Origin of the sequence: Streptomyces sp. NPDC050842 (genome assembly GCF_044456565.1) — a bacterium.
Lineage (GTDB): Bacteria > Actinomycetota > Actinomycetes > Streptomycetales > Streptomycetaceae > Streptomyces.
This window is the reverse complement of record NZ_JBITGA010000004.1, coordinates 213266-239566: the sequence shown is the minus strand read 5'-3', so window position 1 is coordinate 239566 and position 26301 is coordinate 213266. Positions and strand designations below refer to the sequence as shown.

General features: G+C 71.8%; 23 protein-coding genes. 18 read left to right on the top strand and 5 right to left on the bottom strand.

Features of this window, described 5'->3' with window-relative positions:
• Nucleotides 1–5 precede the first annotated feature (5 nt).
• From ilvN to ACIBG6_RS14150, 12 genes are all read left to right on the top strand, one after another.
• Nucleotides 6–533, top strand: coding sequence for an acetolactate synthase small subunit (gene ilvN, locus ACIBG6_RS14205; RefSeq protein WP_121833425.1), 528 nt, complete (start codon nt 6–8; stop codon nt 531–533).
• Nucleotides 534–652: 119 nt separating this feature from the next.
• Complete coding sequence (ilvC, locus tag ACIBG6_RS14200; RefSeq protein ID WP_317599396.1) at nt 653–1654, top strand: ketol-acid reductoisomerase; 1002 nt, start codon at nt 653–655, stop codon at nt 1652–1654.
• 237 nt (nt 1655–1891) lie between these two features.
• The gene (gene serA, locus ACIBG6_RS14195) at nt 1892–3481 is read left to right on the top strand and encodes a phosphoglycerate dehydrogenase (protein WP_399222875.1); all 1590 of its coding nucleotides are present in this window, start codon (nt 1892–1894) and stop codon (nt 3479–3481) included.
• A gap of 89 nt (nt 3482–3570) precedes the next feature.
• Nucleotides 3571–4152 (top strand): TetR/AcrR family transcriptional regulator, encoded by a 582-nt coding sequence (locus ACIBG6_RS14190; protein ID WP_399222874.1) that lies wholly within the window; start codon nt 3571–3573, stop codon nt 4150–4152.
• 461 nt (nt 4153–4613) lie between these two features.
• Nucleotides 4614–5849, top strand: a complete 1236-nt coding sequence (locus ACIBG6_RS14185; RefSeq protein ID WP_399222873.1) for an ROK family protein — start codon at nt 4614–4616, stop codon at nt 5847–5849.
• Between the two features lie 448 nt (nt 5850–6297).
• On the top strand, nt 6298–6801 hold the full coding sequence (locus ACIBG6_RS14180; RefSeq protein WP_399222872.1) for a flavin reductase family protein: 504 nt from the start codon (nt 6298–6300) through the stop codon (nt 6799–6801).
• Nucleotides 6802–6845: 44 nt separating this feature from the next.
• Nucleotides 6846–7919 carry an ABC transporter substrate-binding protein gene (locus ACIBG6_RS14175; protein WP_399222870.1) on the top strand — a complete coding sequence of 358 codons (1074 nt, stop codon included), beginning with the start codon at nt 6846–6848 and terminating at the stop codon, nt 7917–7919.
• The gene (locus tag ACIBG6_RS14170) at nt 7916–8851 is read left to right on the top strand and encodes an ABC transporter permease (RefSeq protein ID WP_399222868.1); all 936 of its coding nucleotides are present in this window, start codon (nt 7916–7918) and stop codon (nt 8849–8851) included. The genes ACIBG6_RS14175 and ACIBG6_RS14170 overlap by 4 nt, the downstream gene beginning before the upstream one ends.
• Nucleotides 8827–9672, top strand: coding sequence for an ABC transporter ATP-binding protein (locus tag ACIBG6_RS14165; protein ID WP_399222867.1), 846 nt, complete (start codon nt 8827–8829; stop codon nt 9670–9672). The genes ACIBG6_RS14170 and ACIBG6_RS14165 overlap by 25 nt, the downstream gene beginning before the upstream one ends.
• The gene (locus ACIBG6_RS14160) at nt 9656–11050 is read left to right on the top strand and encodes an LLM class flavin-dependent oxidoreductase (RefSeq protein WP_399222866.1); all 1395 of its coding nucleotides are present in this window, start codon (nt 9656–9658) and stop codon (nt 11048–11050) included. The genes ACIBG6_RS14165 and ACIBG6_RS14160 overlap by 17 nt, the downstream gene beginning before the upstream one ends.
• Nucleotides 11047–14901 carry an ABC transporter ATP-binding protein gene (locus ACIBG6_RS14155; protein WP_399222865.1) on the top strand — a complete coding sequence of 1285 codons (3855 nt, stop codon included), beginning with the start codon at nt 11047–11049 and terminating at the stop codon, nt 14899–14901. Before ACIBG6_RS14160 ends, ACIBG6_RS14155 begins: the two co-directional genes overlap by 4 nt.
• The gene (locus ACIBG6_RS14150) at nt 14898–15938 is read left to right on the top strand and encodes an aldo/keto reductase (RefSeq protein ID WP_399222864.1); all 1041 of its coding nucleotides are present in this window, start codon (nt 14898–14900) and stop codon (nt 15936–15938) included. Before ACIBG6_RS14155 ends, ACIBG6_RS14150 begins: the two co-directional genes overlap by 4 nt.
• Before the next feature lie 18 nt (nt 15939–15956).
• Here the strand turns inward: ACIBG6_RS14150 and ACIBG6_RS14145 are convergent, their stop codons facing one another.
• Nucleotides 15957–17069 carry a PucR family transcriptional regulator gene (locus ACIBG6_RS14145; protein ID WP_399222863.1) on the bottom strand — a complete coding sequence of 371 codons (1113 nt, stop codon included), beginning with the start codon at nt 17067–17069 and terminating at the stop codon, nt 15957–15959.
• A 184-nt stretch (nt 17070–17253) separates the two neighbouring features.
• Between ACIBG6_RS14145 and ACIBG6_RS14140 the strand changes: the two genes are divergently transcribed.
• Nucleotides 17254–18180 carry a proline dehydrogenase family protein gene (locus ACIBG6_RS14140; protein WP_399222862.1) on the top strand — a complete coding sequence of 309 codons (927 nt, stop codon included), beginning with the start codon at nt 17254–17256 and terminating at the stop codon, nt 18178–18180.
• Between the two features lie 33 nt (nt 18181–18213).
• Nucleotides 18214–19845: an L-glutamate gamma-semialdehyde dehydrogenase gene (gene pruA, locus ACIBG6_RS14135; protein WP_399222861.1), complete on the top strand. Its 1632-nt coding sequence runs from the start codon at nt 18214–18216 to the stop codon at nt 19843–19845.
• Between the two features lie 94 nt (nt 19846–19939).
• Here the strand turns inward: pruA and ACIBG6_RS14130 are convergent, their stop codons facing one another.
• Entirely contained in the window at nt 19940–20821 is an 882-nt protein-coding gene (locus ACIBG6_RS14130) for an alpha/beta fold hydrolase (protein WP_399222860.1), read from the bottom strand.
• Nucleotides 20822–20932: 111 nt separating this feature from the next.
• Here ACIBG6_RS14130 and ACIBG6_RS14125 point away from each other — a divergent pair, with 111 nt between their 5' ends.
• Entirely contained in the window at nt 20933–21472 is a 540-nt protein-coding gene (locus tag ACIBG6_RS14125; RefSeq protein WP_399222859.1) for a GNAT family N-acetyltransferase, read from the top strand.
• Nucleotides 21473–21488: 16 nt separating this feature from the next.
• On the opposite strand, the gene ACIBG6_RS14120 is transcribed toward ACIBG6_RS14125, so the two are convergent.
• The 3 genes from ACIBG6_RS14120 to ACIBG6_RS14110 all read right to left on the bottom strand — a co-directional run bounded on the left by ACIBG6_RS14120 (nt 21489) and on the right by ACIBG6_RS14110 (nt 23645).
• On the bottom strand, nt 21489–22235 hold the full coding sequence (locus ACIBG6_RS14120) for a hypothetical protein (RefSeq protein WP_399222858.1): 747 nt from the start codon (nt 22233–22235) through the stop codon (nt 21489–21491).
• Nucleotides 22232–22573: a PadR family transcriptional regulator gene (locus ACIBG6_RS14115; protein ID WP_399222857.1), complete on the bottom strand. Its 342-nt coding sequence runs from the start codon at nt 22571–22573 to the stop codon at nt 22232–22234. The genes ACIBG6_RS14120 and ACIBG6_RS14115 overlap by 4 nt, the downstream gene beginning before the upstream one ends.
• A gap of 70 nt (nt 22574–22643) precedes the next feature.
• Nucleotides 22644–23645, bottom strand: a complete 1002-nt coding sequence (locus ACIBG6_RS14110; protein WP_399222856.1) for a zinc-binding dehydrogenase — start codon at nt 23643–23645, stop codon at nt 22644–22646.
• A gap of 101 nt (nt 23646–23746) precedes the next feature.
• Between ACIBG6_RS14110 and ACIBG6_RS14105 the strand changes: the two genes are divergently transcribed.
• The 3 genes from ACIBG6_RS14105 (at nt 23747) to ACIBG6_RS14095 (ending at nt 26194) form a co-directional block, all read left to right on the top strand.
• Nucleotides 23747–24652: a LysR family transcriptional regulator gene (locus tag ACIBG6_RS14105; RefSeq protein ID WP_399222855.1), complete on the top strand. Its 906-nt coding sequence runs from the start codon at nt 23747–23749 to the stop codon at nt 24650–24652.
• A 252-nt stretch (nt 24653–24904) separates the two neighbouring features.
• Nucleotides 24905–25036, top strand: a complete 132-nt coding sequence (locus ACIBG6_RS14100) for a hypothetical protein (RefSeq protein ID WP_329621017.1) — start codon at nt 24905–24907, stop codon at nt 25034–25036.
• Between the two features lie 117 nt (nt 25037–25153).
• Nucleotides 25154–26194 (top strand): 3-isopropylmalate dehydrogenase, encoded by a 1041-nt coding sequence (locus ACIBG6_RS14095; RefSeq protein ID WP_399222854.1) that lies wholly within the window; start codon nt 25154–25156, stop codon nt 26192–26194.
• Nucleotides 26195–26301: the final 107 nt, after the last annotated feature.

Genomic DNA, 26301 nt, shown 5'->3' with positions numbered 1-26301 from the left:
CAGACATGTCCACCAAGCACACGCTCTCCGTTCTCGTCGAGAACACGCCCGGCATCCTCGCCCGGATCGCCGCGCTCTTCTCCCGCCGCGGCTTCAACATCGACTCGCTCGCCGTCGGTGTCACCGAGCACCCCGACATCTCCCGCATCACCATCGTGGTCAATGTCGAGGGCCTGCCCCTGGAGCAGGTGACCAAGCAGCTCAACAAGCTGGTCAACGTCCTGAAGATCGTCGAACTCGAGCCCAGCGCCGCGATCCAGCGCGAGCTCGTCCTGGTGAAGGTCCGCGCCGACAACGAGACCCGCTCCCAGATCGTCGAGATCGTGCAGCTGTTCCGTGCCAAGACCGTGGACGTCTCGCCCGAGGCGGTCACCATCGAGGCCACCGGTTCGAGTGACAAGCTCGACGCGATGCTCAAGATGCTGGAGCAGTTCGGCGTCAAGGAGCTCGTCCAGTCCGGCACGATCGCCATAGGGCGTGGTTCCCGGTCCATCACGGACCGGTCCCTGCGGGCCCTCGACCGCAGCGCCTGAGAGTCATCGGAGGTCAACCGCCGGTCCATCCGGCGGTCCGACTGACGAGACCCCAAAGCTTCCCTCAAGCGCTCCCCCGTACGGTGGGACGCAACACCAGCACCTCAAGGAGATTTCCAGTGGCCGAGCTCTTCTACGACGACGACGCCGACCTGTCCATCATCCAGGGCCGCAAGGTCGCGGTGATCGGCTACGGCAGCCAGGGCCACGCCCACGCGCTGTCGCTCCGTGACTCCGGTGTCGACGTCCGCGTCGGTCTCCAGGAGGGCTCGAAGTCCAAGGCCAAGGCCGAGGAGCAGGGCCTGCGCGTCGTCTCCGTCGCCGAGGCCGCGGCCGAGGCCGACCTCATCATGATCCTGACCCCGGACCCGATCCAGGCCAAGGTCTACGAGGAGTCCATCAAGGACAACCTGAAGGCGGGCGACGCCCTCTTCTTCGGCCACGGCCTGAACGTCCGCTACGGCTTCATCGAGGTCCCCGAGGGCATCGACGTCGCCCTGGTCGCCCCGAAGGGCCCGGGCCACCTGGTCCGTCGTCAGTACGAGGAAGGCCGCGGCGTTCCCTGCATCGCCGCCGTCGAGCAGGACGCGACCGGCAACGCCTTCGCGCTGGCGCTCTCGTACGCCAAGGGCATCGGCGGCACCCGCGCGGGCGTCATCAAGACGACCTTCAAGGAAGAGACCGAGACCGACCTGTTCGGTGAGCAGGCCGTCCTCTGCGGTGGTACCGCGGCGCTGGTCAAGGCGGGCTTCGAGACCCTGACCGAGGCCGGCTACCAGCCGGAGATCGCCTACTTCGAGTGCCTCCACGAGCTGAAGCTCATCGTCGACCTCATGTACGAGGGCGGCCTGGAGAAGATGCGCTGGTCGGTCTCCGAGACCGCCGAGTGGGGCGACTACGTCACCGGCCCGCGGATCATCACCGACGCCACCAAGGCCGAGATGAAGAAGGTCCTCGCGGAGATCCAGGACGGCACCTTCGCCAAGGAGTGGATGGCCGAGTACCACGGCGGTCTGAAGAAGTACAACGAGTACAAGACCCAGGACGCCAACCACCTCCTGGAGACCACCGGCAAGGAGCTGCGGAAGCTCATGAGCTGGGTGAACGACGAGGAGGCGTAAGCCTTCAGGGTGGGGGCCGGACAGTGTGTCCGGCCCCTTCCCGCATGGTTGGACACCTCGTCCAACCACGGACGGGTGATCCTTCCACCAAGGCGTATGAGCTGCGCCGATGCACCACTACACTTCTCAACAACATACGCGTCAGGCCCACAGCGTCGTGCGCTTTCACGCGGCAAGCCCCCTCCACCGCCTGCGGCCGTCGGGACGGCCGTCCGCACTGGATCTGTGAGGACTCACGTGAGCTCGAAACCTGTCGTACTCATCGCTGAAGAGCTGTCGCCCGCCACCGTCGACGCGCTGGGCCCGGACTTCGAGATCCGGCACTGCAACGGCGCCGACCGCGCCGAGCTGATCCCCGCGATCGCCGATGTGGACGCGATCCTGGTCCGTTCCGCGACCAAGGTCGACGCCGAGGCCATCGCCGCCGCGAAGAAGCTCCGGGTCGTCGCCCGTGCCGGTGTCGGTCTGGACAACGTCGACGTCTCCGCCGCCACCAAGGCGGGCGTGATGGTCGTCAACGCCCCGACCTCGAACATCGTCACCGCCGCCGAGCTCGCGTGCGGTCTGCTGGTCGCCACCGCGCGCAACATCCCGCAGGCCAACACCGCGCTGAAGAACGGCGAGTGGAAGCGCAACAAGTACACGGGCGTCGAGCTGAGCGAGAAGATCCTCGGCGTCGTCGGCCTCGGCCGCATCGGCGTCCTGGTCGCCCAGCGCATGTCCGCCTTCGGCATGAAGATCGTCGCGTACGACCCCTACGTGCAGCCGGCCCGCGCCGCCCAGATGGGGGTGAAGCTGCTGGCCCTGGACGAGCTCCTGGAGGTCGCGGACTTCATCACCGTCCACCTGCCGAAGACCCCGGAGACCCTCGGTCTCATCGGTGACGAGGCACTGCACAAGGTCAAGCCCTCCGTCCGGATCGTCAACGCCGCGCGCGGCGGGATCGTGGACGAGGCGGCGCTCTACACCGCCCTCAAGGAGGGCCGGGTCGCCGGCGCGGGTCTCGACGTGTACGCGAAGGAGCCCTGCACGGACTCCCCGCTCTTCGAGCTCGACCAGGTCGTCTGCACCCCGCACCTCGGCGCGTCCACGGACGAGGCCCAGGAGAAGGCCGGCGTCGCCGTCGCCAAGTCGGTGCGCCTGGCGCTCGCGGGCGAGCTGGTCCCGGACGCGGTCAACGTCCAGGGCGGCGTGATCGCCGAGGACGTGAAGCCGGGTCTGCCGCTCGCCGAGAAGCTCGGCCGGATCTTCACCGCCCTCGCGGGCGAGGTCGCGGCCCGTCTCGACGTCGAGGTCTACGGCGAGATCACCCAGCACGACGTGAAGGTGCTCGAACTGTCCGCGCTCAAGGGCGTGTTCGAGGACGTGGTCGACGAGACCGTGTCGTACGTCAACGCCCCGCTGTTCGCGCAGGAGCGCGGTGTCGAGGTCCGTCTGACGACGAGCTCCGAGTCGCCCGACCACCGCAACGTCGTCACCGTGCGCGGCACCCTGGCGAACGGCGAGGAGGTCGCGGTCTCCGGCACGCTGGCGGGCCCCAAGCACCTCCAGAAGCTCGTCGCGGTCGGCGACTACGACGTGGACCTGGCGCTCGCCGACCACATGGTCGTGCTGCGCTACGAGGACCGCCCGGGCGTCGTCGGCACGGTCGGCCGGATCCTCGGCGAGGCCGGTCTGAACATCGCGGGCATGCAGGTCTCCCGCGCGGAGGAGGGCGGCGAGGCGCTCGTCGTGCTCACCGTGGACGACACGCTGCCGGCGGCCGTCCTGGCGGAGATCGCCGAGGAGATCGGCGCCGCCTCGGCCCGCTCGGTCAACCTGATCTGACGCACGTCACCCTGCGCACACGCGTACGCGTACCCGGTTTCTAGACATTCGTCTTACACGATTGTCTAGAGGCCGGGTACAGTGCTGTCATGGGACACAAGGAAGACCTGCTCGACGGCGCCAAGCGCTGTCTCCTGGAGAAGGGGTACGGGCGCACCACGGCCCGCGACATCGTCGCCGCCTCGGGCACCAACCTCGCCTCCATCGGCTACCACTACGGCTCCAAGGACGCCCTGCTCCAGCAGGCCTTCCTGGCCCTCACCGAGGAGTGGGGGGATCAGGTCGGCCCCGCGGGCACCGGCGAGGACAAGCGGGAGCTGCCGGCCGACCCGTACGCGCGCTTCCACGCCGTCTGGGAGCAGGTGATCGGGGCGGCCGAGGCCAGCCGGCCCGTCTGGAAGCTCCAGACCGAGATCGTCACGCGGCTCGACGACGACGAGAAGCTGCGCGACGCGATCAAGGAGCCCCAGCGGGAGGGGCGCCTCGGCATGGCCGAGGGCTTCCTCGGCATCGACCCGGAGGCCGACCCGGAGAAGGCCCGGGTCGCCGGACTGCTCTGCCAGGCCCTCGCCACCGGCGTGATGATCCAGTGGATGGTCGACCCGGAGACCGCGCCGAGTGCGGAGGACCTCACCGAGGGGCTCAAGGTCCTGATGGGCGAGCGGGACTGACGCTCCGCCACCGCTGTCCGAGGGGCGAGAGGAACCGGCGCTCCCGCCGTCCATGATGCGGGCCGTCGATTGACCGTCTCGCGGCACTCCGGCTATGTTGCGCGCCATGCACCGTTCCGCGCTTCTCACGACACGAGGTCACGTCGACCTGAAGCGTGTGTGCTCCGCCGCGTGTCCGTAGGCCCGCGAGCGCACGGCGCGGACCGCGCGGATTCCTGACCCTCCGAGCGCACCACCGGGGGAGGGGACCCGCGGCACGCCGGCGCTCCGCCGAGAGCAGCGCTCCCGCCCGGGAGCTTCGAGCGTCCGCCCGCCTCCGGGACACCCCGGCCCCACCAGGCTTCCGGCCCCGCCCCGTCCCGCCGCCGTACCCCCGGCCGGGACGGGCCGCGGCACCTCGCGCGGCGGCGGTACGCACCACCGCAACGGACCCGAAGAAGGCCCTCGTGGAGAGAACGCGCATGTCCTCCTCCCGTCCCGTCCCCCTGCGCCGCTCGGACATCCCGTCCGTGGCCGCCCCGCCGCGGCGCGCCTCCAGCACCGGCGCCGTACTGGGGGCGATCCTCGACCACGGTCCGGTCGCCCGCAGTACGATCGCCCGCCTCACCGGTCTCTCGCCCGCCTCGGTCACGGGCCACTGCGCCACCCTGATCGGCAGGGGGCTCGTCAAGGAGGGCCCGGAGACGGCCGGGCCGCGGGGCCTCGGCCGCCCGCACATCCCCGTCGAGATCGACACCGCGCGCTACCTCCTCGCCGGTGCGCACGTCGCCGTCACCCACACCACGCTCGCCCTCATGGACCTGCGGGGACGTCTGGTCTCCGAGGAGCGCCTCCCGCACACGAGCACCGAACCCGCCGACGTGCTGGGCCGGGTGGAGGAAGGGCTGCCCCGGATGCTCGCCGCCCACGGCTCGGGCCGGACCGCGCTCGCCCTGGGCGTCGCCACCGGGCACTGGGTCGACCCGGCCGCCGGGGTCGTGCTCCACCACCCGCAGCTGGGCTGGCGGGACGTCCCGGTGCGGGAGGTGCTCACCAAGGCCACCGGGCTGCCCGTCCATGTGGACAGCCACTCGCGCGCCCTGGCCCGCGCCGAGCAGCTCGTCGGCGTGGCGTCGACCCGGGCCAGCGCGGTGGTGCTGTTCGTCGGCAACGTGGTGGACGCGGCCTTCGTCTCCTCGGGCACGGTGCACCAGGGGCCGAGGTTCGGCGCGGGCAACGTCGCTCACCTGCCGGTGGGGACGGGCGACGGCAGCGCGACATGCGTCTGCGGCGTTCCCGGCTGCCTCCAGTCCGAGGTGTCGGAGCCCGCGATGCTGCGCCGGGCCGCCCGGCAGGGCCTCCGCGTCGCGACGTTCCCCGAGCTGTTGCGGCGGGCGGTGGAGGGGGAGGCGGCCGCGGTCTCGCTGTTCCGCCGGCGGGCCCGGTTCGTCGGGAGGGCGGCGGCCGTCCTCCTCGACATGTTCGACCCCGAGGTGCTGGTGGTCGTCGAACCGGGTGCGGGCCGACTGGCCCCCTGCCTGGCCGAGTTGCGGGCCGTCACGGCCGAACGGTCCCTGGTCTGCGACGACCCCGAGCGGGCCGTCGTGCCGAGCAGCTTCACCGGCCAGGTGCTGGCCACCGCCGGACCGGCCGTCGCCTTCGGCGCCCTGCACGACGATCCGCTCGGTCCCTGGCCCGCGCTGCCCGCGGTGTCCTGACGTTCGGCGGGGGAGGGGAGCGCGCCCTCCCCGCCGAACGCCGGTATGTCCACCCGTACGTCCACTCGTACGGTCGGCGAATACCGACTTAATTCAGAGAGTTGCATTGTTGACCGGGTCGGATCGCGAACGGGAGGATGGATTCATGAGCAGCCCGCAGAGGATCCGACGCCACGTGCCGAATTCGGCACCCTCCCGGCGTTCCTGTTGTCCCTGCCGCGTAGCCCGATAATCCGAGCGGTATTCCCGACTCCCGCCCCCGCTCCCTGATTCCACGCGTTCCTTTTCCGTGCGCGTGATGTCCCGGCCTTCCGTCGCCGTGCCCCTGTGACATCGCGGTGCCCCTCGTGTCGCCGTGCCGGGGTCCGCCGTGCCCGGATCCGCCGTGCCCGGGTCCTGCCGCGCCCTCACCGTCCCGTACGTCCCTCTCCGTCGCCCCGGGGGAAACATGACTGTCTCGTTGTCCTCGCATCCCGCGGCCGGTCTCGCACCCGGCCTCTTCAAGCAGGCGTTCCGCGCCTATCCGGCCGGCGTCGTGGTCGTCACCGCGGACGCCGGAGCCGGCCCCGTCGGCTTCACCGCCACCTCGCTCACCTCCCTCTCCCTCGAACCGCCGCTCCTCTCCTTCGGCATCGCGAACCGCTCCTCCTCCTGGCCGCACATCGAGCGCGCCGCGTCGGCGGTCGTCAACTTCCTCGGCGCCGAACAGGAGGACCTGGCCAGGCGCTTCGCCACCAGCGGGATCGACAGATTCGCTCACCCCACCGGCTGGCGGCGGCTCGCGCAGGGCGCCCCCGTCCTCGACGGCGTCACCGCGTGGCTGCGCGTCGACATCGAGCAGCTCGTCCCCGCCGGGGACCACCACATCGTCATCGGCCGTGTCGTGGACGCCTGGCAGGACACCGACCGCCGCCCGCTGCTCTTCCACGACGGCGGCTACCACACCCTCTGATCCCCCCCCGCCCGCGAGCACCGCACCCGACAGGAACACCTCCCATGCCCTCCTTCCCGCACTCGCCACCGTCCCCCGCCCTCGCCCGAAGAGGGTTTCTCGCCCTCGCGTCCGGCGCCGTCCTCGCCGCCGCGGGATGCGCACCCCAGACGAGCAACGCCGCCCATTCCGTACCCCTGAAGGAGTTGCCCACCGGGCCGCCGCCCGCCGGAACGGCGCTGACCGTCGCCGTTCGCAGTTCACGCATTCAATTCGAGGAATCGGGCATCGGAGGAAAACTTCCCTTCACCGTCTCCGAGTGGCCCAATCTGAGTGCCGGACCCGACATCATCCAGGGATTCCGGGCGCACTCCATCGACCTGGCCAGCAACGCCGGAATTCCGCCGATCCAGGCCGAGGCCATCGGAGTGGAGTCCCGCATCGTCGCCGTGCAGGTGCGCAGGAAGCCCTCGTACGTCTTCGCCACCGCACCCGGCGCCGAACTCCGGAGCGTCGCGGACTTCCGGGGCAGGAAGATCGCCTTCTCGCAGGGGCAGGCACAGGGCGTGGTCGTCCTGCGCGCGCTGAAGCAGGCGGGGATAGCCCACGGCGACGTCGATCTCGTCGAACTCCCGAGCACCCAGTTCCTCACCGCGCTGCAGTCCAAGCAGGTCGACGTCGCGCCCCTGGGCGAGCCGACGCTCACCAAGTACCTGACCCAGTACGCGAAGGACGGCGCCCGACGGGTGTCGACCGACGTCATCGACCTGCTGACCGTCCTCTGGGCCCCCGTCGAGGTGCTGAACGACCCGGCGAAGGCCGCGGCCGTCCGCAGCTTCGTCCCGCTGTGGGCCCAGGGCGTGGTGTGGGCCTGGGAGAACACCGACCGCTGGGTCGACGCCTACTACGTCAAGGACCAGGGCGTGAAGGAGGCCGACGGCCGTCGCATCGTGGCCTCCCTCGCCAAACCGCAGTTCCCCGTCTCCTGGGACAAGGCCATCGCCTGGGAGCAGGAGACCGCCGACCTGCTGGCCGAGGGAGGGTTCGTGCCGAAGGTGGACGCCGCCTCGCTCTTCGACCGGCGCTTCGAGGGCATCGCGTCCGGTGCCGTACCCGCCCAGTACCGGGAGGGATCATGACCGACGCCCTGACCCGTGTCCGCACCCTCGTCCCGGCGGACGCACCGGCCCCGCCGCGAGAGCCGGACGGGACGAAGGCCCCCGCGGCCGCGGGGCGGAAGGCCGCCGCCGCACCGCCGGACGCCGTCGCGGCGCACCGCACCCGCGTCCACCGGCGGCGACGTCTCGGCCCCGGCAGGGGCGTTCCGTTCGGTCGGCTCCTCGGCCCCGCGCTGGTGATCGCCGTCTGGTGGGTCGCCTCCGCGGTCGGCTATCTGGACCCGCGGATCCTCTCCGGGCCCGGAGCGGTCGTCTCCACGGCCGTCGAGCTGATCGACGACGGGCGCCTCCAGGGCAATGTGCTCGTCTCCTTGCAGCGGGCTGGCCTCGGGCTGCTGCTGGGGGTCGGCGCGGGAGTCCTGCTCGCCGTCACCGCCGGACTCAGCCGCACCGGCGAGTACCTCGTCGACGGGCCTCTCCAGATCAAGCGCGCCATACCGTCGCTCGCGATGCTGCCGCTGCTGATCCTCTGGCTCGGCATCGGCGAGCAGATGAAGATCACCGTCATCGCCCTCGGCGTCGCCGTGATCGTGTACGTCAACACCTACGCCTCGCTGACCAGCATCGACAGCCGCCATGTGGAGCTCGCCGAGGTGCTGGAGCTGGGCCGATGGCCGTTCCTGCGCAAGGTCGTGCTGCCCGGTTCGCTGCCCGGCTTCTTCGTGGGGCTGCGGCTCGGCGTCACCTCGTCCTGGCTGGGGCTGATCGTCGTCGAGCAGGTCAACGCCACCAGCGGCATCGGATACATGATGTTCCAGGCCCAGCAGTACGCCCAGTCCGACGTGATCATCGTCGGCCTGGTGGCCTACGGAACCTTCGGCTTCGCCTCCGACGCCCTCGTACGAGCCGTCGAGAGGAGGGCCCTGTCATGGCGACGCACGCTGGCGGGCTGACGAAGGAACACCACCCGGGCCCCTCCGGCCCCGACGCTCCCGCCCCCGACGGGCAGGCCCCCGAGGCAGGGCCCGCCGTCCGGGCCGGCCGCCTGGTCCGCCGCTTCGGTGACCGGATCATCCTCCAGGAGATCGATCTCGCCCTGGCCGCAGGGGAGTTCACCGCCCTGCTCGGGCGCAGCGGCTCCGGCAAGTCCACCCTGCTGCGCGCCGTGGCCGGCCTCGACCACGACGTCGAGGGTTCGGGGGAGCTGCTCGTTCCCGAGCGGGTCTCGCTCTCCTTCCAGGACTCCCGGCTGCTGCCGTGGCTGCGGGTCCTCGACAACGTGACCCTGGGACTGCGCGGGCCCGGTGCCCATGACCGCGGCCGGACCGCACTGGCCGAAGTGGGCCTCGCCGGCCGGGAACGGTCCTGGCCGCACGAACTGTCCGGCGGGGAACAGCAGCGGGCCGCGCTCGCCCGCGCGCTCGTACGCGATCCGGAACTGCTCCTGGCCGACGAGCCGTTCGGCGCACTCGACGCGCTGACCCGGATCAAGATGCACGACCTGCTGCGCGAACTGTACGAACGCCACCGCCCCGCCGTCCTCCTCGTCACCCACGACGTCGACGAGGCCGTCGAACTCGCCGACCGCGTCCTCGTCCTCGACGAGGGGCGCATCTCGGTCGACCTCACCATCGACCTCCCCACCCCGCGCGACCGCCGCGACCCGCGGTTCCAGCAGTACCGCGACGCCCTGCTCGCCTCGCTCGGCGTGCACTCCGCACCCCACACCCCCGCCCCCCGCCAGGAGAGCCACTCCCATGCCGCAGACGCCTGACCGTCCCGCCCGCAAGCCCCTCCACCTCAACGCCTTCCTGATGTCGGTCGGCCACCACGAGGCGGCCTGGCGCCTCCCCGAGAGCCCCGCCGACGGCGGCACCGGCATCGCGCACTACCAGAACCTCGCCCGCATCGCCGAACGCGGGCTGCTCGACTCGGTCTTCCTCGCGGACAGCCCGGTCCAGCACGGGGACCCCGGGCGCCGGCCCGTCAGCAAGCTGGAGCCGACCGTGCTGCTCACGGCCCTGGCCGCCGTCACCAGCCGCATCGGGCTCATCGCGACCGCCTCCACCAGCTACAACGAACCCTTCAACCTGGCCCGCCGCTTCAACTCGCTCGACCACGTGTCGAACGGACGCGCCGGCTGGAACATCGTCACCACGGCCGGAGCCGACGCGGCCCGCAACTTCGGCCTCGACGAGACCCCGCTGCACCGCGAGCGCTACCGGCGCGCGGCCGAGTTCGTCGACGTGGCCACCAAGCTGTGGGACAGCTGGGCCGACGACGCCGTGGTGGCGGACAAGGAGGGCGGGGTGCACGCCCGCGCCGACCGGGTCCGGCCCGTCGGCCACCGGGGCGAGTTCTTCCGGGTGGAGGGGCCGCTGAACGTCGAGCGCTCCCCCCAGGGCTATCCCCTCCTGGTGCAGGCCGGGTCGAGCGAGGACGGCAAGGACTTCGCCGCCCGTTACGCCGAGGCGGTGTTCACCGCCCAACAGACCCTGGAGGAGGGCATCGCCTTCTACAAGGACGTCAAGCGGAGGGCGCTCGCGCTCGGCCGGGACCCCGACGGCATCAAGATCCTCCCCGGCATCGTCCCCGTCATCGGCGACACCGAGAAGGAGGCCCGCGAGCTGGACGCCGAACTCGACCGGCTCATCGTGCCGGAGTACGCCAAGCGCCAGCTGGCACAGCGGCTGCGGATCGCGCCCGACGAGCTCGACCTGGACGCCGAACTGCCCGAGGACATCCCGACCGAGGACGACATCGAGGGCGCGAAGAGCCGCTACACGCTGATCGTGGAGCTGGCCCGCCGCGAACGGCTCACGGTGCGCCAACTGATCGGAAGGCTGGGCGGCGGCCGGGGACACCGTACGTTCGCCGGTACCGCCGAGCAGATCGCCGACACCATCGAGCACTGGTACGTCAGCGGCGCGGCCGACGGCTTCAACATCATGCCGGCCGTCCTGCCGTCGGGCCTGGAGGCCTTCGTCGACCGGGTGGTGCCGCTCCTTCAGGAGCGCGGGCTGTTCCGCACCGAGTACACCGGAACCACCCTGCGGGACCACTACGGCCTGCCCCGCCCCGCCAACCGCCTGTTCGACACCGTGGAGCGCGACGCCGGCCACCTCACCACCGGTCTGGTCGAGACCCGGTGAGCGACTGTCCCCCGCACCAGGACGCCGGGCGTACCCCCGGAGCGGCGCGGCCCGGCTGGGCGCGCCGCCTCGGCGGGTACTGCCTCCGCCGCCGCACCGACCTCCTGCTCGCCTTCGGCGCCGCGGCCGTGGCGGCTGTCGCCACCGCCTCGCTGCCCCTCCTGCTGCGCCATGTCGTCGACGGTGTCGCCGCTTCCACGACGGTGTCCCTCACCCCCTGGATCCTGCTGCTGGCCGGCATCGGCGCCGTGCGCTTCGCCGGGAGCTTCGTCCGCCGCTACTGCTCCGGCCGGCTCTCCCTGGGGGTCCAGTACGACCTGCGCAACGACGCCTTCGCGGCCCTGCTGCGGCTGGACGGCACGCAACAGGACGACCTGCGCACCGGCCAGGTGGTGAGCCGCTCCATCTCCGACATCACCCTGATCCAGACCCTGCTGCAGTTCCTGCCCAACATGACCGGCAACGCCCTGATGTTCTGCGTCTCGCTGGTCTTCATGGCCTGGCTCTCGCCGCTGCTCACCGTCGTCGCCGTGGTCGTCGGACCGCTCCTGTGGCTGATCGCGCTGCGCGGCAGACGCACGCTGTTCCCCGCCAACTGGCACGCCCAGCAGGAGGCGGCCGAGGTCGCCTCCGCCGTCGAGGCCACGGTCGCCGGGGTCCGGATCGTCAAGGGCTTCGGCCAGGAGCGGCGCGAGCTGGAGGGGCTGGAGCGCCGCGTCCGCGCACTGTTCTCCTCGCGGCTGCGCGTCGTCGGGTTCACCAGCCGCTACAACCCGGCCCTGCAGGCGGTCCCCGCGCTGGGACAGGTGGCGGTCCTCCTGTTCGGCGGCTGGCTGGCGCTCGACGGCCGCGTGTCGCTGGGCACCTTCCTCGCCTTCACCGCCTACCTCGGCTCCTTCGTCACCCCGGTCCGCCAGGTGGCGACCCTGCTCACCGTCTGGCAGCAGGCCAGAGCCGGCGCGGAGCGCGTCTTCGAGGTGATCGACGAGGAGCCCGGGATCACCGACACCCCGGGCGCCCGCGAGCTGCCGGCCGAGGTCCCGGCGCTCGCCTGGGACGACGTGACCTTCGCCCACGGAAAGGGCGAACCCCTGCTGGACGGGTTCAGCCTGGACGTACGCCCGGGGGAGACGCTCGCGCTCATCGGCCCGGCGGGCTGCGGCAAATCCACCGCCGTCGCGCTGCTGCCCCGCTTCTACGACGCGGGGGCGGGCACGGTCCGGGTCGGCGGGCACGACGTCCGCGAGCTCTCCCTGGCCGGTCTGCGCTCGCGTATCGGCTTCGTCTTCGAGGAGAGCCTGCTGCTCTCCGACACCGTACGGGCCAACATCGCGTACGGCCGCCCGGACGCCGACGACGAGGAGATCCGGGCGGCCGCCCGGCTGGCGTGCGCCGAGGAGTTCGTCCAGCGGCTGCCCGACGGCTACGACACCCTCGTCGGGGAGCAGGGGCTGACGCTCTCCGGCGGCCAGCGCCAGCGGATCGCGCTCGCCCGCGCCCTGCTCGGCGACCCCGCCGTCCTGGTCCTCGACGACGCCACCTCCGCGATCGACGCCCGGGTCGAGGCCGAGATCCACGCGTCCCTGCGCGAGGCAGGGCGACGGTGTACGACGGTGCTCGTCGCCCACCGCGAATCGACGCTGGAGCTCGCGGACCGGATCGCGGTCCTGGACGGCGGCCGGATCGTCGACACGGGCACCCTGGACGAACTGCGCTCCCGCTCGGCCCTGTTCCGCTCGCTTCTGGCCATGGACGGGGACGAAGGGGAGCGGGCGGCGACCCCGGCCCCGGCGCCGGGCGTCACCGCCGAGCTCTGGCGTCGCCCGGCGGAGTCCGGGCCCGTCCACGACGAGTCCACGGCCGTACGGGCCGCCAACGCCCTCGCCGAGGCCGCCGCCACCGCGGGGCCCGGCCGCGGCGGTCCCGGTGGCGGAGTCCTCGGCTCCGCACCGCCCACCCCCGAACTCCTCGCCGCCCTCGAACGGCTTCCGCTGCCCCAGGACGACCCCGAGGTGCCGCTGGAACAGGCGGTCTCGGCCGATCCCCGGTTCCATCTCGGCACCCTCCTGCGACCCTTCCGGGTGCCGCTGCTCGCCGGGCTGCTCCTCGTCGCGGTGGACGCCCTCGCCCAGATCGCCGTCCCCGTCCTCGTACGCCACGGCGTGGACGGCGGCGTCGCGCACCAGGCCTCGGGCGTCCTGCTCGCGGCATCGGCGACGGCCGCCGTCGTCGTCGGCCTGAACTGGCTCGTCGGCGTCGCCCAGGTCCGCACCACGGGGCGCACCGGCGAGCGCCTTCTCTACACCCTGCGGATCAAGACCTACGCCCAGTTGCAGCGACTCGGCCTCGACTACTACGAGGGGGAGCTCGGCGGCCGGATCATGACGCGGATGACCACCGACGTGGACGCCCTGTCGAACTTCCTCCAGACCGGCCTGATCACCGCGGTCGTCAGCCTTCTCACCGTGCTCGGCGTCCTGGCCGCGCTCCTCGTGATCGACGCCGGCCTCGCGCTCGTCCTGCTCGCCGCGCTGCCGCTGCTCATCGGCGCGACCGCCGTGTTCCGCCACCACTCGGTGCCCGCCTACCTGGAGGCCCGGGAGCGCATCAGCGCGGTCAACGCCTGCCTCCAGGAGAACGTCGGCATGCTGCGCGTCACCCAGGCGTTCCGGCGCGAGCGGCACAACGCCGACCACTTCGCCGCACTCGCCTGGTCGTTTCGCGACTCACGGCTGCGCGCCCAGCGCCACATGGGCACCTTCTTCCCGTTCGTGGAGTTCCTCGGCACGCTGTCCACCGCCGCGGTCCTCGCCGTCGGCGTGGGGCAGGTGCGCTCCGGGGCACTGACCGCCGGGACGCTGATCGCCTTCCTGCTCTACGTCGAACTGTTCTTCTCGCCCATCCAGCAGCTCTCCCAGGTCTTCGACGGCTACCAGCAGGCGGTCGTCGGGATGAGCCGGCTGCGCGCCCTGATGCGCACCCCCGTCGCCACACCCCCGGCGGCGGCACCGCGCCGGGTGACCTCGCTGCGCGGCGAGATCGAGTTCGACGACGTGTCGTTCCACTACGCGGGCGGCCGGGAAAGGAACGTGCTCCACGGCGTCCGGCTGCGCGTCGCCCCCGGCGAGACGGTCGCGCTCGTGGGGACCACCGGCGCGGGCAAGTCCACGGTCGTCAAGCTCCTGGCCCGGTTCTACGACCCGGCGGCCGGGACGGTACGGGTGGACGGGCACGACCTCCGCGACCTCGACCTGACCGGCTACCGCCGCAGGCTGGGCATCGTGCCGCAGGAGCCCCATCTGTTCGGCGTCACGGTCCGCGACGCCATCGCCTACGGCCGGCCGGACGCCACCGACGCCGAGGTGGAGGCCGCCGCCAGGGCGGTCGGCGCCCACGACACGGTGGCCGCGCTGCCGGCCGGCTACCTGACGCCCGTGGGGGAGCGGGGCCACGGCCTCTCGGCCGGGCAGCGTCAGCTGCTGGCGCTCGCCCGGGCCGAGCTCGTCGACCCCGACGTCCTGCTGCTCGACGAGGCGACCGCGTCGCTGGACCTCGCCACCGAGCGGCGGGTGGCCGCGGCGGTCGACGCGCTCAGCCGCAGACGCACCACGCTCGTCGTCGCGCACCGGCTCACCACCGCGGCGCGCGCCGACCGCGTCATCGTCCTGGAGGCGGGCACCGTGGTGGAGAGCGGCACCCACGCCCAGCTCCTCGCGGGCCAGGGACCCTACCGCCGCCTCTGGGACGCCTACCGACAGAGCACCACGACCACCACGACCACCACGACCACCCCGTCCGCCCTTCCGGCGGCGGAGCACGACGACCGACTCGTTCAAGGGAGTGCGCGATGACCACCGAACACCGCCTGCTGGGCCGTACCGGCGTCAGGGTGAGCCCGCTGTGCCTGGGCACGATGATGTTCGGCGCCCGTGGCAACACCGACCACGACGACAGCGTCCGCATCATCCACCGGGCCCTGGACTCCGGGATCAACTTCGTCGACACCGCCGACGTCTACTCGGCCGGGGAGTCGGAGACGATCGTGGGCAAGGCCCTCGCCGGAGGCCGCCGGGACCAGGTCGTCCTGGCCACCAAGTTCCACGGCAGTCTCGGTGAGGACCCCAACGAGCGCGGCAACAGCCGGCGTTGGATCGTCCGCGAGGTCGAGAACAGCCTGCGTCGCCTCGGCACCGACTGGATCGACCTCTACCAGGTGCACCGGCCCGAGCCGGAGACCGATTTCGACGAGACGCTCGGTGCCCTGACCGACCTCGTCCGCCAGGGCAAGATCCGCTACATCGGCACCTCCACCTTCGAACCCTCCGCCATCGTCGAGGGCCAGTGGATCGCCGAGCGCCGGGGCCGCGAGCGCGTCGTCGCCGAGCAGCCGCCGTACTCCCTGCTGGCCCGCGGCATCGAGCGCGAGGTGCTGCCCGTCGCCCAGCGGTACGGGCTCGGCGTGCTCACCTGGAGCCCGCTGGCCGGCGGCTGGCTCTCGGGCCGCTACCGCAAGGGGGCGGAGCAGCCCGCGTCCAGCCGCATCGACCGGCAGGCCGCCCGCTTCGACATCGGCGACCCCGAGAACGCGGCCAAGCTGGAGGCCGCCGAGGCGCTGGCCCAGCTCGCCGAGGAGGCCGGACTGACCCTGGTCCAGCTCGCGCTGGCCTTCGTCCTGGAGCACCCCGCCGTCACCTCGGCGATCATCGGCCCACGGACCTTCGAGCAGCTGGAGGCGCAGCTCGGCGCGGACCGGATCCGGCTGAGCAGGGACGTCCTCGACCGGATCGACAAGATCGTGCCGCCGGGCACGAACCTGTCGGCCCGGGACGCCGGGTACGGACCGCCCGCGCTGGGGGAGGCCGCACTGCGCCGCCGCCCCCGGCCCTGACCGGCCGCCGGACGGCGGTCAGAGCTTGGCGGACTTCAGGGACATGTGGAGCAGCAGCCGGTCCTCGCCGTCGTCCAGGTCCAGGCCCGTGAGCTGCTCGACCCGGGACAGCCGGTAGTAGAGCGTCTGCCGGTGGATGCCCAGGGCCGCCGCCGTGCGGCCCGCCTGGCCCGCGTTGTCGAGGAACACCTCGGCCGTGCGGGCCAGTTCGGCGTGGGCGGGGGCGAGCAGCGGCGCGACGGCGGGGTCGATCTCGGGGTGGTAGAGCGCCGCGAGCAGGCGGTACGGGCCGATCCCGGCCCACTCCGCGACCGGGCCGAGCGTCGGCTGCGCCGTGGCGGCGCGGGCCGCCGTGCTGGCTTCGCGCCAGGCCGCCGGAAGCTCCGTGAGGCCGCGGCGGGGCGTGGCGATGCCGGCCGGTGCGGCGCCTCGCAGCCGCTCCGCGGCGGTGTGGGCGGGGGCGAGGTCCTCGGCCGTGCGCAGCCGTACGAGGACGGCGAGGGACTCGCCCTCCGGGAGCGTGGCGACCGCCGCCGCGCCGGGGACCGCCCGGATCGACGGGGCGTTGCCCTGCCAGGGGGTCACGCAGACGACGGTGTGCAGACCGTCCGCGCTGGGGCCCAGGGCCGCCCGGAGCGCCGCGACGGCCATGTCGCTCTGCCAGCCGCGCCCGGCGGTCAGGACCGCGACGAACTCGCGGGAGAGGTCGGCGTCCGCGCGCTCCTCGTCGGCGAGGAGCCCGCCGATCCGGGTGGCGACCTCCATCGCGGCGGCGAGCTGGTCGGGCGCGGGGCCGGGCTCGGCGTCCAGGAGCCAGACGTATCCGAGGACGACGCCCCGGTGGCGTACGGGAAGACAGATCCGGTCCCGGAACACGCCGGCGTCCGGGGCGGCCGGGATGCGGACCGGGCCCGTCGCCCGGGTGATGCCGAAGCCCTCGAACCAGGCGCGGACCGCCGGCGTCGACTTCCGGGTGAGGATCGACCGCGTACGGACGGGGTCCATCGCCGCGTCGTCGTCGCTGTCGTGCGCCCCGAAGGCGATCAGCCCGAAATCGCGGTTCTCCAGCGTCGCAGGGGCGCCCAGGAGCGCGGAGATCTCGTCGACCAGTTCTTGGTAATCGCCCTTCACGACGCCATTCTCGCACCCCTTCAGACATGTGTATGAGATGCCGCGCACGGATGCGTGACAGCTGTCGATGGCAGAGGATCGGAGCGATCCATAGGTTTCACGGTGGTTCTCCGTGCTGTTACCGGTTTATTACGAAAGACCGGGTACAGCGCTATTCGTCACCCTGTCCTTCTGGAGGTGCCCCGTGCTGGGTCCCGTGATTCTCGCCGCGTCGCGCAGCGACAAGATGCGCCGTCTCGTGTCGGCCGCCCCCGGGACCAAGCAGGTCGTCGCCCGCTTCATAGCCGGTGAGTCGGTCGGCGATGTCGTCCCGATCGTCCAGGAGCTGAGCGACCGCGGCCTGGAGGTCACCCTCGACGTCGTCGGTGAGGACATCACCACCGTCGAGCAGTCCTACGCCGCCCGGGACGCCTACCTGGAGCTCATCGGCCGCCTCAAGGAGCTGGGCCTCGGCGCCCGCGCCGAGATGTCCGTCAAGCTGTCGATGTTCGGCCAGTCCCTCGAGAACGGCCACGAGCTCGCCCTCGCGAACGTCCGCCCGGTCGTCGAGGCAGCCGCCGAGATCGGCACCACCGTCACCCTGGACGCCGAGGACCACACCACCCTCGACTCGATGTTCGCCATCCACGAGGAGCTGCGGAAGAGCTACCCGCAGACCGGCTGCGTCATCCAGGCGTACCTCTTCCGCACCGAGGACGACGCCCGCCGCCTCGCGGAGAACGGCTCGCGCGTCCGGATCGTGAAGGGCGCCTACAAGGAGCCCGCCTCCGTCGCCATCCAGGACAAGCCCGAGATCGACAAGGCGTACGTCCGGATCATGAAGATCCTGATGGACGGCGAGGGCTACCCGATGATCGGCTCCCACGACCCGCGCCTGATCTCCATCGGCCAGGAGCTGGCCCGCCGCGCCGGGCGCAAACTGGACGAGTACGAGTTCCAGATGCTGTACGGCATCCGCAGCGAGGAGCAGAACCGTCTCGCCGCCGAGGGCCACCGCATGCGCGTCTACACCGCCTACGGCACCGACTGGTACGGCTACTTCATGCGCCGTCTCGCGGAGAAGCCGGCCAACCTGCTCTTCTTCGTCCGCTCCATCCTCACCAAGGGCTGAGCCCACCACCTCTCACAAGGAGTAACGCGACTCATGGACGCTGTCACCCAGGTCCCCGCTCCGGTCAACGAGCCGGTGCACAGCTACGCCCCCGGCTCCGCCGAGCGCACCCGCCTCGAGACCAAGCTCAAGGAGCTGTCCGAGAACCCGCGCGAGCTGCCGATGACCATCGGCGGCGTGAAGCGCCTCGGCGGCGGCGAGGAGTTCAAGGTCGTCCAGCCGCACAACCACAAGGCCGTCATCGGCACCTTCCGCGGCGCCACCACGCAGGACGCCCAGGACGCCGTCGACGCCGCCCTCGCCGCGGCTCCGGCCTGGCGCGCGATGGCCTTCGACGACCGCGCCGCGATCATCCTGCGCGCCGCCGAGCTGCTCGCCGGCCCGTGGCGCGAGACGCTGGCCGCGTCCACGATGCTCGGCCAGTCGAAGACCGCCCAGCAGGCCGAGATCGACACGCCGTGCGAGCTCGTCGACTTCTGGCGCTTCAACGTGGCGTACGCCCGTCAGATCCTGGCCGAGCAGCCGCCGGCCAACTCCCCGGGTGTGTGGAACCGTCTGGACCACCGCCCGCTCGAGGGCTTCGTCTACGCGATCACGCCGTTCAACTTCACGGCCATCGCGGGCAACCTGCCCACCGCCCCCGCCCTCATGGGCAACGTGGTGGTCTGGAAGCCGTCCCCGACGCAGACGCACTCCGCCGTGCTCCTCATGGAGCTCCTGGAGGAGGCCGGCCTGCCGAAGGGCGTCATCAACCTGGTGACCGGCGACGGCATCGCCGTCTCCGAGGTGGCCCTGAACCACCCCGACCTGGCCGGTATCCACTTCACCGGTTCGACCAAGACCTTCCAGCACCTGTGGAAGACGGTCGGCACCAACATCGAGAAGTACCGCTCGTACCCGCGGATCGTCGGCGAGACCGGCGGCAAGGACTTCGTCGTCGCGCACCCCAGCGCCGACCGCGCCATCCTGAAGACCGCGCTGACCCGCGGCTCCTTCGAGTTCCAGGGCCAGAAGTGCTCCGCGTCCTCGCGTGCGTACGTTCCGGCCTCCATCTGGAACGACGGGTTCAAGGAGGAGTTCGCGGCCGAGGTCGACGGCATCACCATGGGTGACGTCACCGACCTGTCGAACTTCATCGGCGCCGTCATCGACGAGCGCTCGTTCGCCAAGAACAAGGCCGCGATCGACCGTGCCGCGGCCGACCCGACCTGCACGATCGTCGCGGGTGGCACCTACGACGACTCGGTGGGCTACTTCGTCCGTCCGACCGTCATCGCGTGCACCGACCCGGAGAACGAGGTCTTCAAGGCCGAGTACTTCGGCCCGATCCTCGCGATCCACGTGTACGAGGACGAGAAGTACGACGAGATGCTGACCCAGATGGAGGCGGTCTCGGACTACGCCCTCACCGGCGCGGTCATCTCCGGTGACCGTGCGGCCGCCGCGTACACGATGGAGAAGCTCCGGTTCGCCGCGGGCAACTTCTACATCAACGACAAGTCGACCGGCGCCGTCGTCGGCCAGCAGCCCTTCGGCGGCGGCCGTGCCTCGGGCACGAACGACAAGGCCGGTGCCCCGCAGAACCTGATGCGCTGGACGCTGACCCGCGCCATCAAGGAGACGCTGGTTCCGCCGACCGAGTACGGCTACCCGCACATGGGCTGACGCCCCTCCGGGCCTCTCCGAGGCCCGCCCCTGACACCGCCCCCCTCCTCTACCCCCAATTGAGGACGGGGGCGGTTCTCATTCCCCGGCGCGCTCATTCCCCGGCGCGGCGCTTGAGGAAGTCGCCGATGAGCTCCGCGATCGCCGGCGCGTGGGTCTCCAGGGCGAAGTGGCCCGTGGGGAGGAGGTGGACCTCCGCGTCCGGGAGGTCGCGGCGGAAGGCCTCGGCGCCCGCCGGGACGAAGACCTGGTCGCCCTCGCCCCAGACCGCGAGGAGGGGGACCCCGGAGGTGCGGAAGTACTCCTGGAAGGCGGGGTAGAGGGCGAAGTTGGAGCCGTAGTCGGCGATCAGGCCGAGCTGGATCTCGTCCTGTCCTTCGCGGGCCATGAGGGTGGCGTCGTGGTGCCAGGCGTCGGGGTTGAGCAGGTCGCGGTACTCGGCGGGGACGCCGGTCTCGTACTGCCACTTGATGCCGTCGAGGGAGCGGATGCCGCGGACCGGCTCCTCGGTCTCGGGGGTGCGGTTCTCGATGAGCGCGAGGACCGGGGCCCAGGCCTCGGCGCCGAGGCCCTCCTCGTAGGCGTTGCCGTTCTGGCTGATGATCGCGGTCACCCGCTCGGGGTGGGCGAGCGCGAGGCGCAGGCCGATGGGGGAGCCGTAGTCCTGGATGTAGAGGGCGTACCGGTCCAGGCCCAGGGCCTCGGTGAACTCGCCGGTGAGCGCGGCCAGTTCGGCGAAGGTGTAGTCGAAGTCGGCGGCGGAGGGGGCCGCGCTGCGGCCGAAGCCCAGGTGGTCGGGGGCGATCAGCCGGTAGTCGTCGGCGAGCAGCGGGATCAGGTCGCGGAACATGTGCGAGCTGGTGGGGAAGCCGTGCAGCAGCAGGAGCACCGGGGCGTCGGCCGGGCCGGCCTCGCGGTAGGCGATCTCGTGGCCGCGGACGGTGGCGGTGCGGTGGTGGATCGGCAGCACGGTCATCCCTCTAACCCCTTAAGCGTGTGCGACTGGTTATGGCATGACTCAATCAGGCGGGAGCTAACCTGTCAATGGCTCTTAAGGGGTTAGGTGACGTCGTGGGAGGGTGAGCGCATGACCTTGAGGATCGCGCCCACCCATGAACTCGGGGCCGGGCGGCTCCGCTCCGTCCGCGCGATGCTGGATTCCGCGTTCGACGGCGACTTCTCCGACGAGGACTGGGACCACACCCTCGGCGGCGTCCACGCCTGGATCGAGGACGGGCGGGGCGTCGCCGCCCACGGGGCCGTCGTCATGCGGCGCGTGCTCCACCGGGGGCGTTCGTACCGGATCGGGTACGTCGAAGGGGTCGGCGTCCGGGGCGACCTCCGGCGGCGGGGGCTCGGCGGGGCCGTGATGGACGGCCTGGAGCGGGTGATCGACGGCGCGTACGCCTTCGGGGCGCTCAGCGCGTCGGACGACGGGGCCGCGCTCTACCGGGCGCGCGGCTGGCGGGTCTGGGAGGGGCGGATCGAGGTCCTCGGGCCCGAGGGGATCGTCCGGCTCGCGGAGGAGGAGGGGTCCGTCTTCCTGCGTCCGGCGGCGGGTGGCCGGGCCCTGCCGGACCCCGCCGACCCGCTCGTCTTCGACTGGCGCGACGGGGACGTGATGTGAGGGAGGGCAGGGGCGGTCAGGGCGTGGAGCGGCCCCGATCCACCCGCCCCTTGGTCGTCTCCAGGTGGGAGGTGAACAGGGCGGAGAACATGGAGGCGAGGGCGATGGTGATCGCGAGCCCGCCCGTGCCGAGCGCCCCGATGAAGCATGCCGCCATCGCGCCGCCGACCAGCACGAGCCACACCGCGAGCGCCACCTTGCCGCGCCGGCTCAGGAACAGCCACCGGAGCGGGGTGGCGGGCCGGGCCTCCAGGGCGCCCGCCGGGCCCGCCGTCGCAGCGCGCGGCCGCTTGAAGTAGCCGTACACCAGCCACTCGCCGCACAGCTCCCAGCCCTCGGGCTCCAGCTCGGCCAGCACCTTTGCGCGGCGCCGGGCGCCGATGACCTCGCGGCGGTACTCCCAGCGCAGTGCCGCCGTCGCGGAGCGGCGGCAGACGAACCGGCCGAGGGAGTCCAGGGACTCCACCTCCCAGCCCTGGTCGCCGTGGACGGCGAGCATCCGGCGGTCGTTGAAGATGTCGGCCGTCCAGGTCCAGTTCTCCGCCTGCTCGTCCGGCTCGGCGGGCCGCGGGGCGAGCCCGCCGAGCTGCGCCGCGAAGCCGGCGGCCGGGCCGAACTCCTCCTCCGGGGGCGTCCCGGTCTCGGCGAGGTGTCCGCGGAGGTCCTCGACGGTGGCGGTGATCTGCTCGCCCGGCACGCCCGCGGTCCGCAGGGCGTCGGTCAGCTCGGTGAAGTACCGGTCGGAGTCCGTGGTCGTGCTCATGTCGTGGTTCCCCCTGGGTGCAACGTGGTCTCGACGGCGCGGTGGAAGCGCAGCCAGTCCCGGCTCTCGGTGGCGAGGTGCTCGCGCCCCCGCTCGGTGAGCCGGTAGTAGCGGCGGCCCGGTCCGCGCTCGGCGGCGCGGAACTCGGCCTCCACCAGGCCGGCTTCCTCCAGGCGGTTCAGTACGGGATAGAGCGTCCCGCCCTTGATCTCGCCGAGTCCCGCCTCGGCGAGCGCCTTGGCGATCTCGTACCCGTAGCTCTCGCCGTCGGTCAGGCGGGAGAGGACGAGCAGGTCGAGGACTCCCTTGAGCCAGCTGGATCTGCGGTCTGCGGCCATGGGTGTATTGGAGCACCAGCTAGGTAGGAATGCAAACTAGATAGGAGTGTCGCCCTCAGGAGTGTCGGGCTTATGCGGCGACCAGCATCTTTCCGAGATTCTCGCCGCGCAGCATCCCCAGGAACGCGTCGACGATGTTCCCGAACCCCTCCACCACCGTCACGTCGAGGGGCAGCGACCCGTCGCGCAGATGCGGGACGGCGAGCTCGTACAGCTCCTCCAGCGCGTCCGCGTGGTCGCGTACGAGGAAGCCTTCGAGCCGGATGCTCTTGCCGACCACGTCGAAGAGGTTGCGCGGGGCCGGCGGGGGAGCGGCGAGCGAGTGGTACTGGCCCACCGCGCCGACCCAGGCGATCCGGCCGAACGGGCGCAGCGAGGCGATCGCGGCCTCCAGGTGCTCGCCGCCCACCCCGTCCAGGGCCGCGTCGAGCCCGGCCGGGGCGGCCTTCGCGAGCAGCTCGGCGACCGGCCCGTCGTGGTAGTCGAAGGCCGCGTCGAATCCCACCTCCTCCGTCAGGTACGCCACCTTGCGCGCCGAACCCGCGCTGCCCACGAGCCGCCCCGCGCCGAGCAGTCGGGCGAGGCGTCCCGCCGCCGTGCCCACGCCGCCCGCAGCGGCGGACACGAAGAGGTCCTCGCCCGGCAGGAGCCGCGCGATCCGGGTCAGGCCCACATAGGCCGACAGGCCCGTACCGCCGAGCAGGCTCAGATGCGCGGCGTGCGGGACGCCCTCGAAGTCCGGGACCGGGCGGGCCTCGTCCTTCGTGACGAGGGCGTGGGTGCGCCAGCCCTTGCGGTGCAGGACGAGGTCGCCGGGGCGCAGGGCCGGGTCGCGGGAGTCGAGCACACGGCCCAGGGTGCGGCCCTCCATGGGGGAGCCCAGGGTCCAGATCTCGTCCGTGTCCATCGCCTCGCGGTGGTACGGGTCGACGGACCACTGGAGGTTCTCGACGAGGGCGGTGCCCGGCTCCGGCGCCGGGACGGGGGACTCGACGAAGGAGAACAGGTCGGCAGTGGGGAAACCGGTGGGGCGGGCGGTCTGCTGGACGGTGATCATGGTGTCGGTCGTCATGGACGTGACGGTAGGAGGGGATCCACGGCCCGGGCAGGGGGTAGCGTCGATGGCCGCGGCCGATCCATGAATGCCGCTCATACAGCCAGGTGGGAGCGCCGATGACCGACGGAACCGCGAGGACCGGCGACCTCGCCCCGCGCGAACTGCGCGTCCTGGTGGCCGTCGGCCGCGAGCGCGGCTTCTCGGCCGCCGCCGTCGCCCTCGGGATGACCCAGTCCGCCGTCTCGCACTCGGTGCGCACCACCGAACGCAAGCTGGGCGCCGTCCTCTTCGACCGGGGGCGGACCGGCGCCACTCCGACGGCGGCCGGTGAGCGGGCCCTCGCGCACGCCCGGCGCGTGCTCCGGCTTCTCGATGTGATGGCCGCCGAGGTGCGCGGCGCGGCGCGGGACGGCGGTGCGTCGGGCACCCTCGCCGGGCCGCTGCGGATCGCGGCCTTCCGTAGTGCGGCGCTGCATCTGCTGCCGCGCGCCCTGGGGCGGTTGACGGCGCGGCACCCCGAGATCGTGCCGGAGGTGCGGATCGTGCGGGAGATCGGGCGCGGCACGGCGGGTGAAGTCCTCGACGGGCGGGCGGACCTGGGGATCGCGACCCTCGGGACCACCTCGCCCGTGCCGCCGGAGCTGGTCGGGGGCGTGCTGGTGGAGGAGGGGTACGCGCTGGTGCATCCGGCCGGGCACCCGGCGCCGCGCTCGCTGCCACTGGTCGACTGGACGGAGAACTGCACCTCGTACACCCGGGAATGGTGGGCCGGTCAGGAGTGGCTGCCGCCGGCGACGGTGCAGGCCGAGGACGACGGAGCGGTGCTCTCGATGGTGAGCACCGGTTACGGGATGGCCGTGATGCCGGAGCTCTCCCTGGTCGGAGCGCCGCCCACGGTCGAGATCACCGATCTCGGTCCGGAGCGCCCGACGCGTTCGGTGGGGTACGTCACCACCCCTGAACTGGCCTCGTCCCTCGCCGTACGGGCGCTCATCCGGGAGCTGCGGGCCGTCGCCGGGTGACTTCCCGTCCACCCTCGGTCCCGCGCCGTCTCAGATAGTAGGAAGTCCGAGTAATTGTGGAGACAGATGCGGCGGCCTGTCCTAGCTTTGTAGGAGCCGAACGTCTCGCTACATCAGCGAATGGCGGTCGAGAGCGCGACGCCCTTGTGCAGGCAACCCCTGCGGCGGCGCTCCCCGCCCCTGCCGGCACCTTCGATCACCACTGATCTCCGCACTTTCGGATCATCACTGATCTCAAGGAGTCGATCCCTCATGGCCTCTCAGACCACCCGCCGCGTCCGCCACTCCGCCGGCCGTTCCAGCGACGAGGCTCGCCAGAACGCCGCCGCCGCCCTCCAGCGCGCCCTCGACCGCCGTGACAACGGCGGCTCCACCGGCCACTGATCCGAAGGGTCCCGCCCGGGACGCTTCGCCGTTCGGTCGTCGCTCGTTCGGACTGTCCGTTCGTCCACATGATGGACGGAACGTGTCAGACGATGGGACGAAGAGTAGGGTGCCGACATGTCTCACAGCATCAATCTCGCAGTCATTCCCGGCGACGGCATCGGCCAGGAGGTCGTGGCCGAGGGCCTCAAGATCCTCTCGGCCGTCCTTCCCCAGGACGTGAAGCTGGAGACCGAGGAGTACGACTTCGGCGCCAAGCGCTACCACGCCACCGGTGAGACCCTCACCGACGCCGATCTCGCCTCCCTCAAGAAGCACGACGCCATCCTGCTCGGCGCCATCGGCGACCCGTCCGTGCCGTCCGGTGTCCTGGAGCGCGGCTTCCTGCTGAAGCTCCGCTTCGCCTTCGACCACCACGTGAACCTGCGTCCCTCGAAGCTGCTCCCCGGCGTCGCGACCCCGCTCGCCGGCCAGCCCGAGATCGACTTCGTCGTGGTCCGCGAGGGCACCGAGGGCCCGTACACCGGCAACGGCGGCACCATCCGCAAGGGCACCCCGCACGAGGTCGCCACCGAGGTCTCGGTCAACACCGCCTTCGGTGTCGAGCGGGTCGTCCGGGACGCCTTCGCCCGCGCCCAGGCCCGTCCGCGCAAGAAGCTGACGCTGGTCCACAAGAACAACGTGCTGACGTTCGCCGGCCACCTCTGGACGGACATCTTCACCAAGGTCGCCGCGGAGTTCCCCGAGGTCACCACCGACTACCTGCACGTCGACGCCGCGACGATCTTCCTCGTCACCGACCCGGCCCGCTTCGACGTCATCGTCACCGACAACCTCTTCGGCGACATCATCACCGACCTCGCCGCGGCCGTCTCCGGCGGCATCGGCGTCGCCGCCTCGGGCAACATCAACCCGAGCGGCGACTTCCCGTCCATGTTCGAGCCGGTCCACGGCTCCGCGCCGGACATCGCGGGTCAGGGCAAGGCCGACCCCACGGCCACCGTCCTCTCCGTCGCCCTCCTGCTGCGCCACCTCGGCTACGAGGCCGAGGCCGTCCGGGTCGAGAAGGCCGTCGCCGCCGACCTCACCGAGCGGGGCGCCGCCGTCCGTACGACGGCCGAGATCGGCGACGCGCTCGCCGCGCGAGTAGCGAGCTGACCCGCGCAGCCGACTGACATCTGACAGCAGCCGCCGGGTCGCACCTGCACCCGGCGGCTGTACCTGTGCGGCCGAAGGGTGCCACCATCGAACCCTGGACCGCGTTC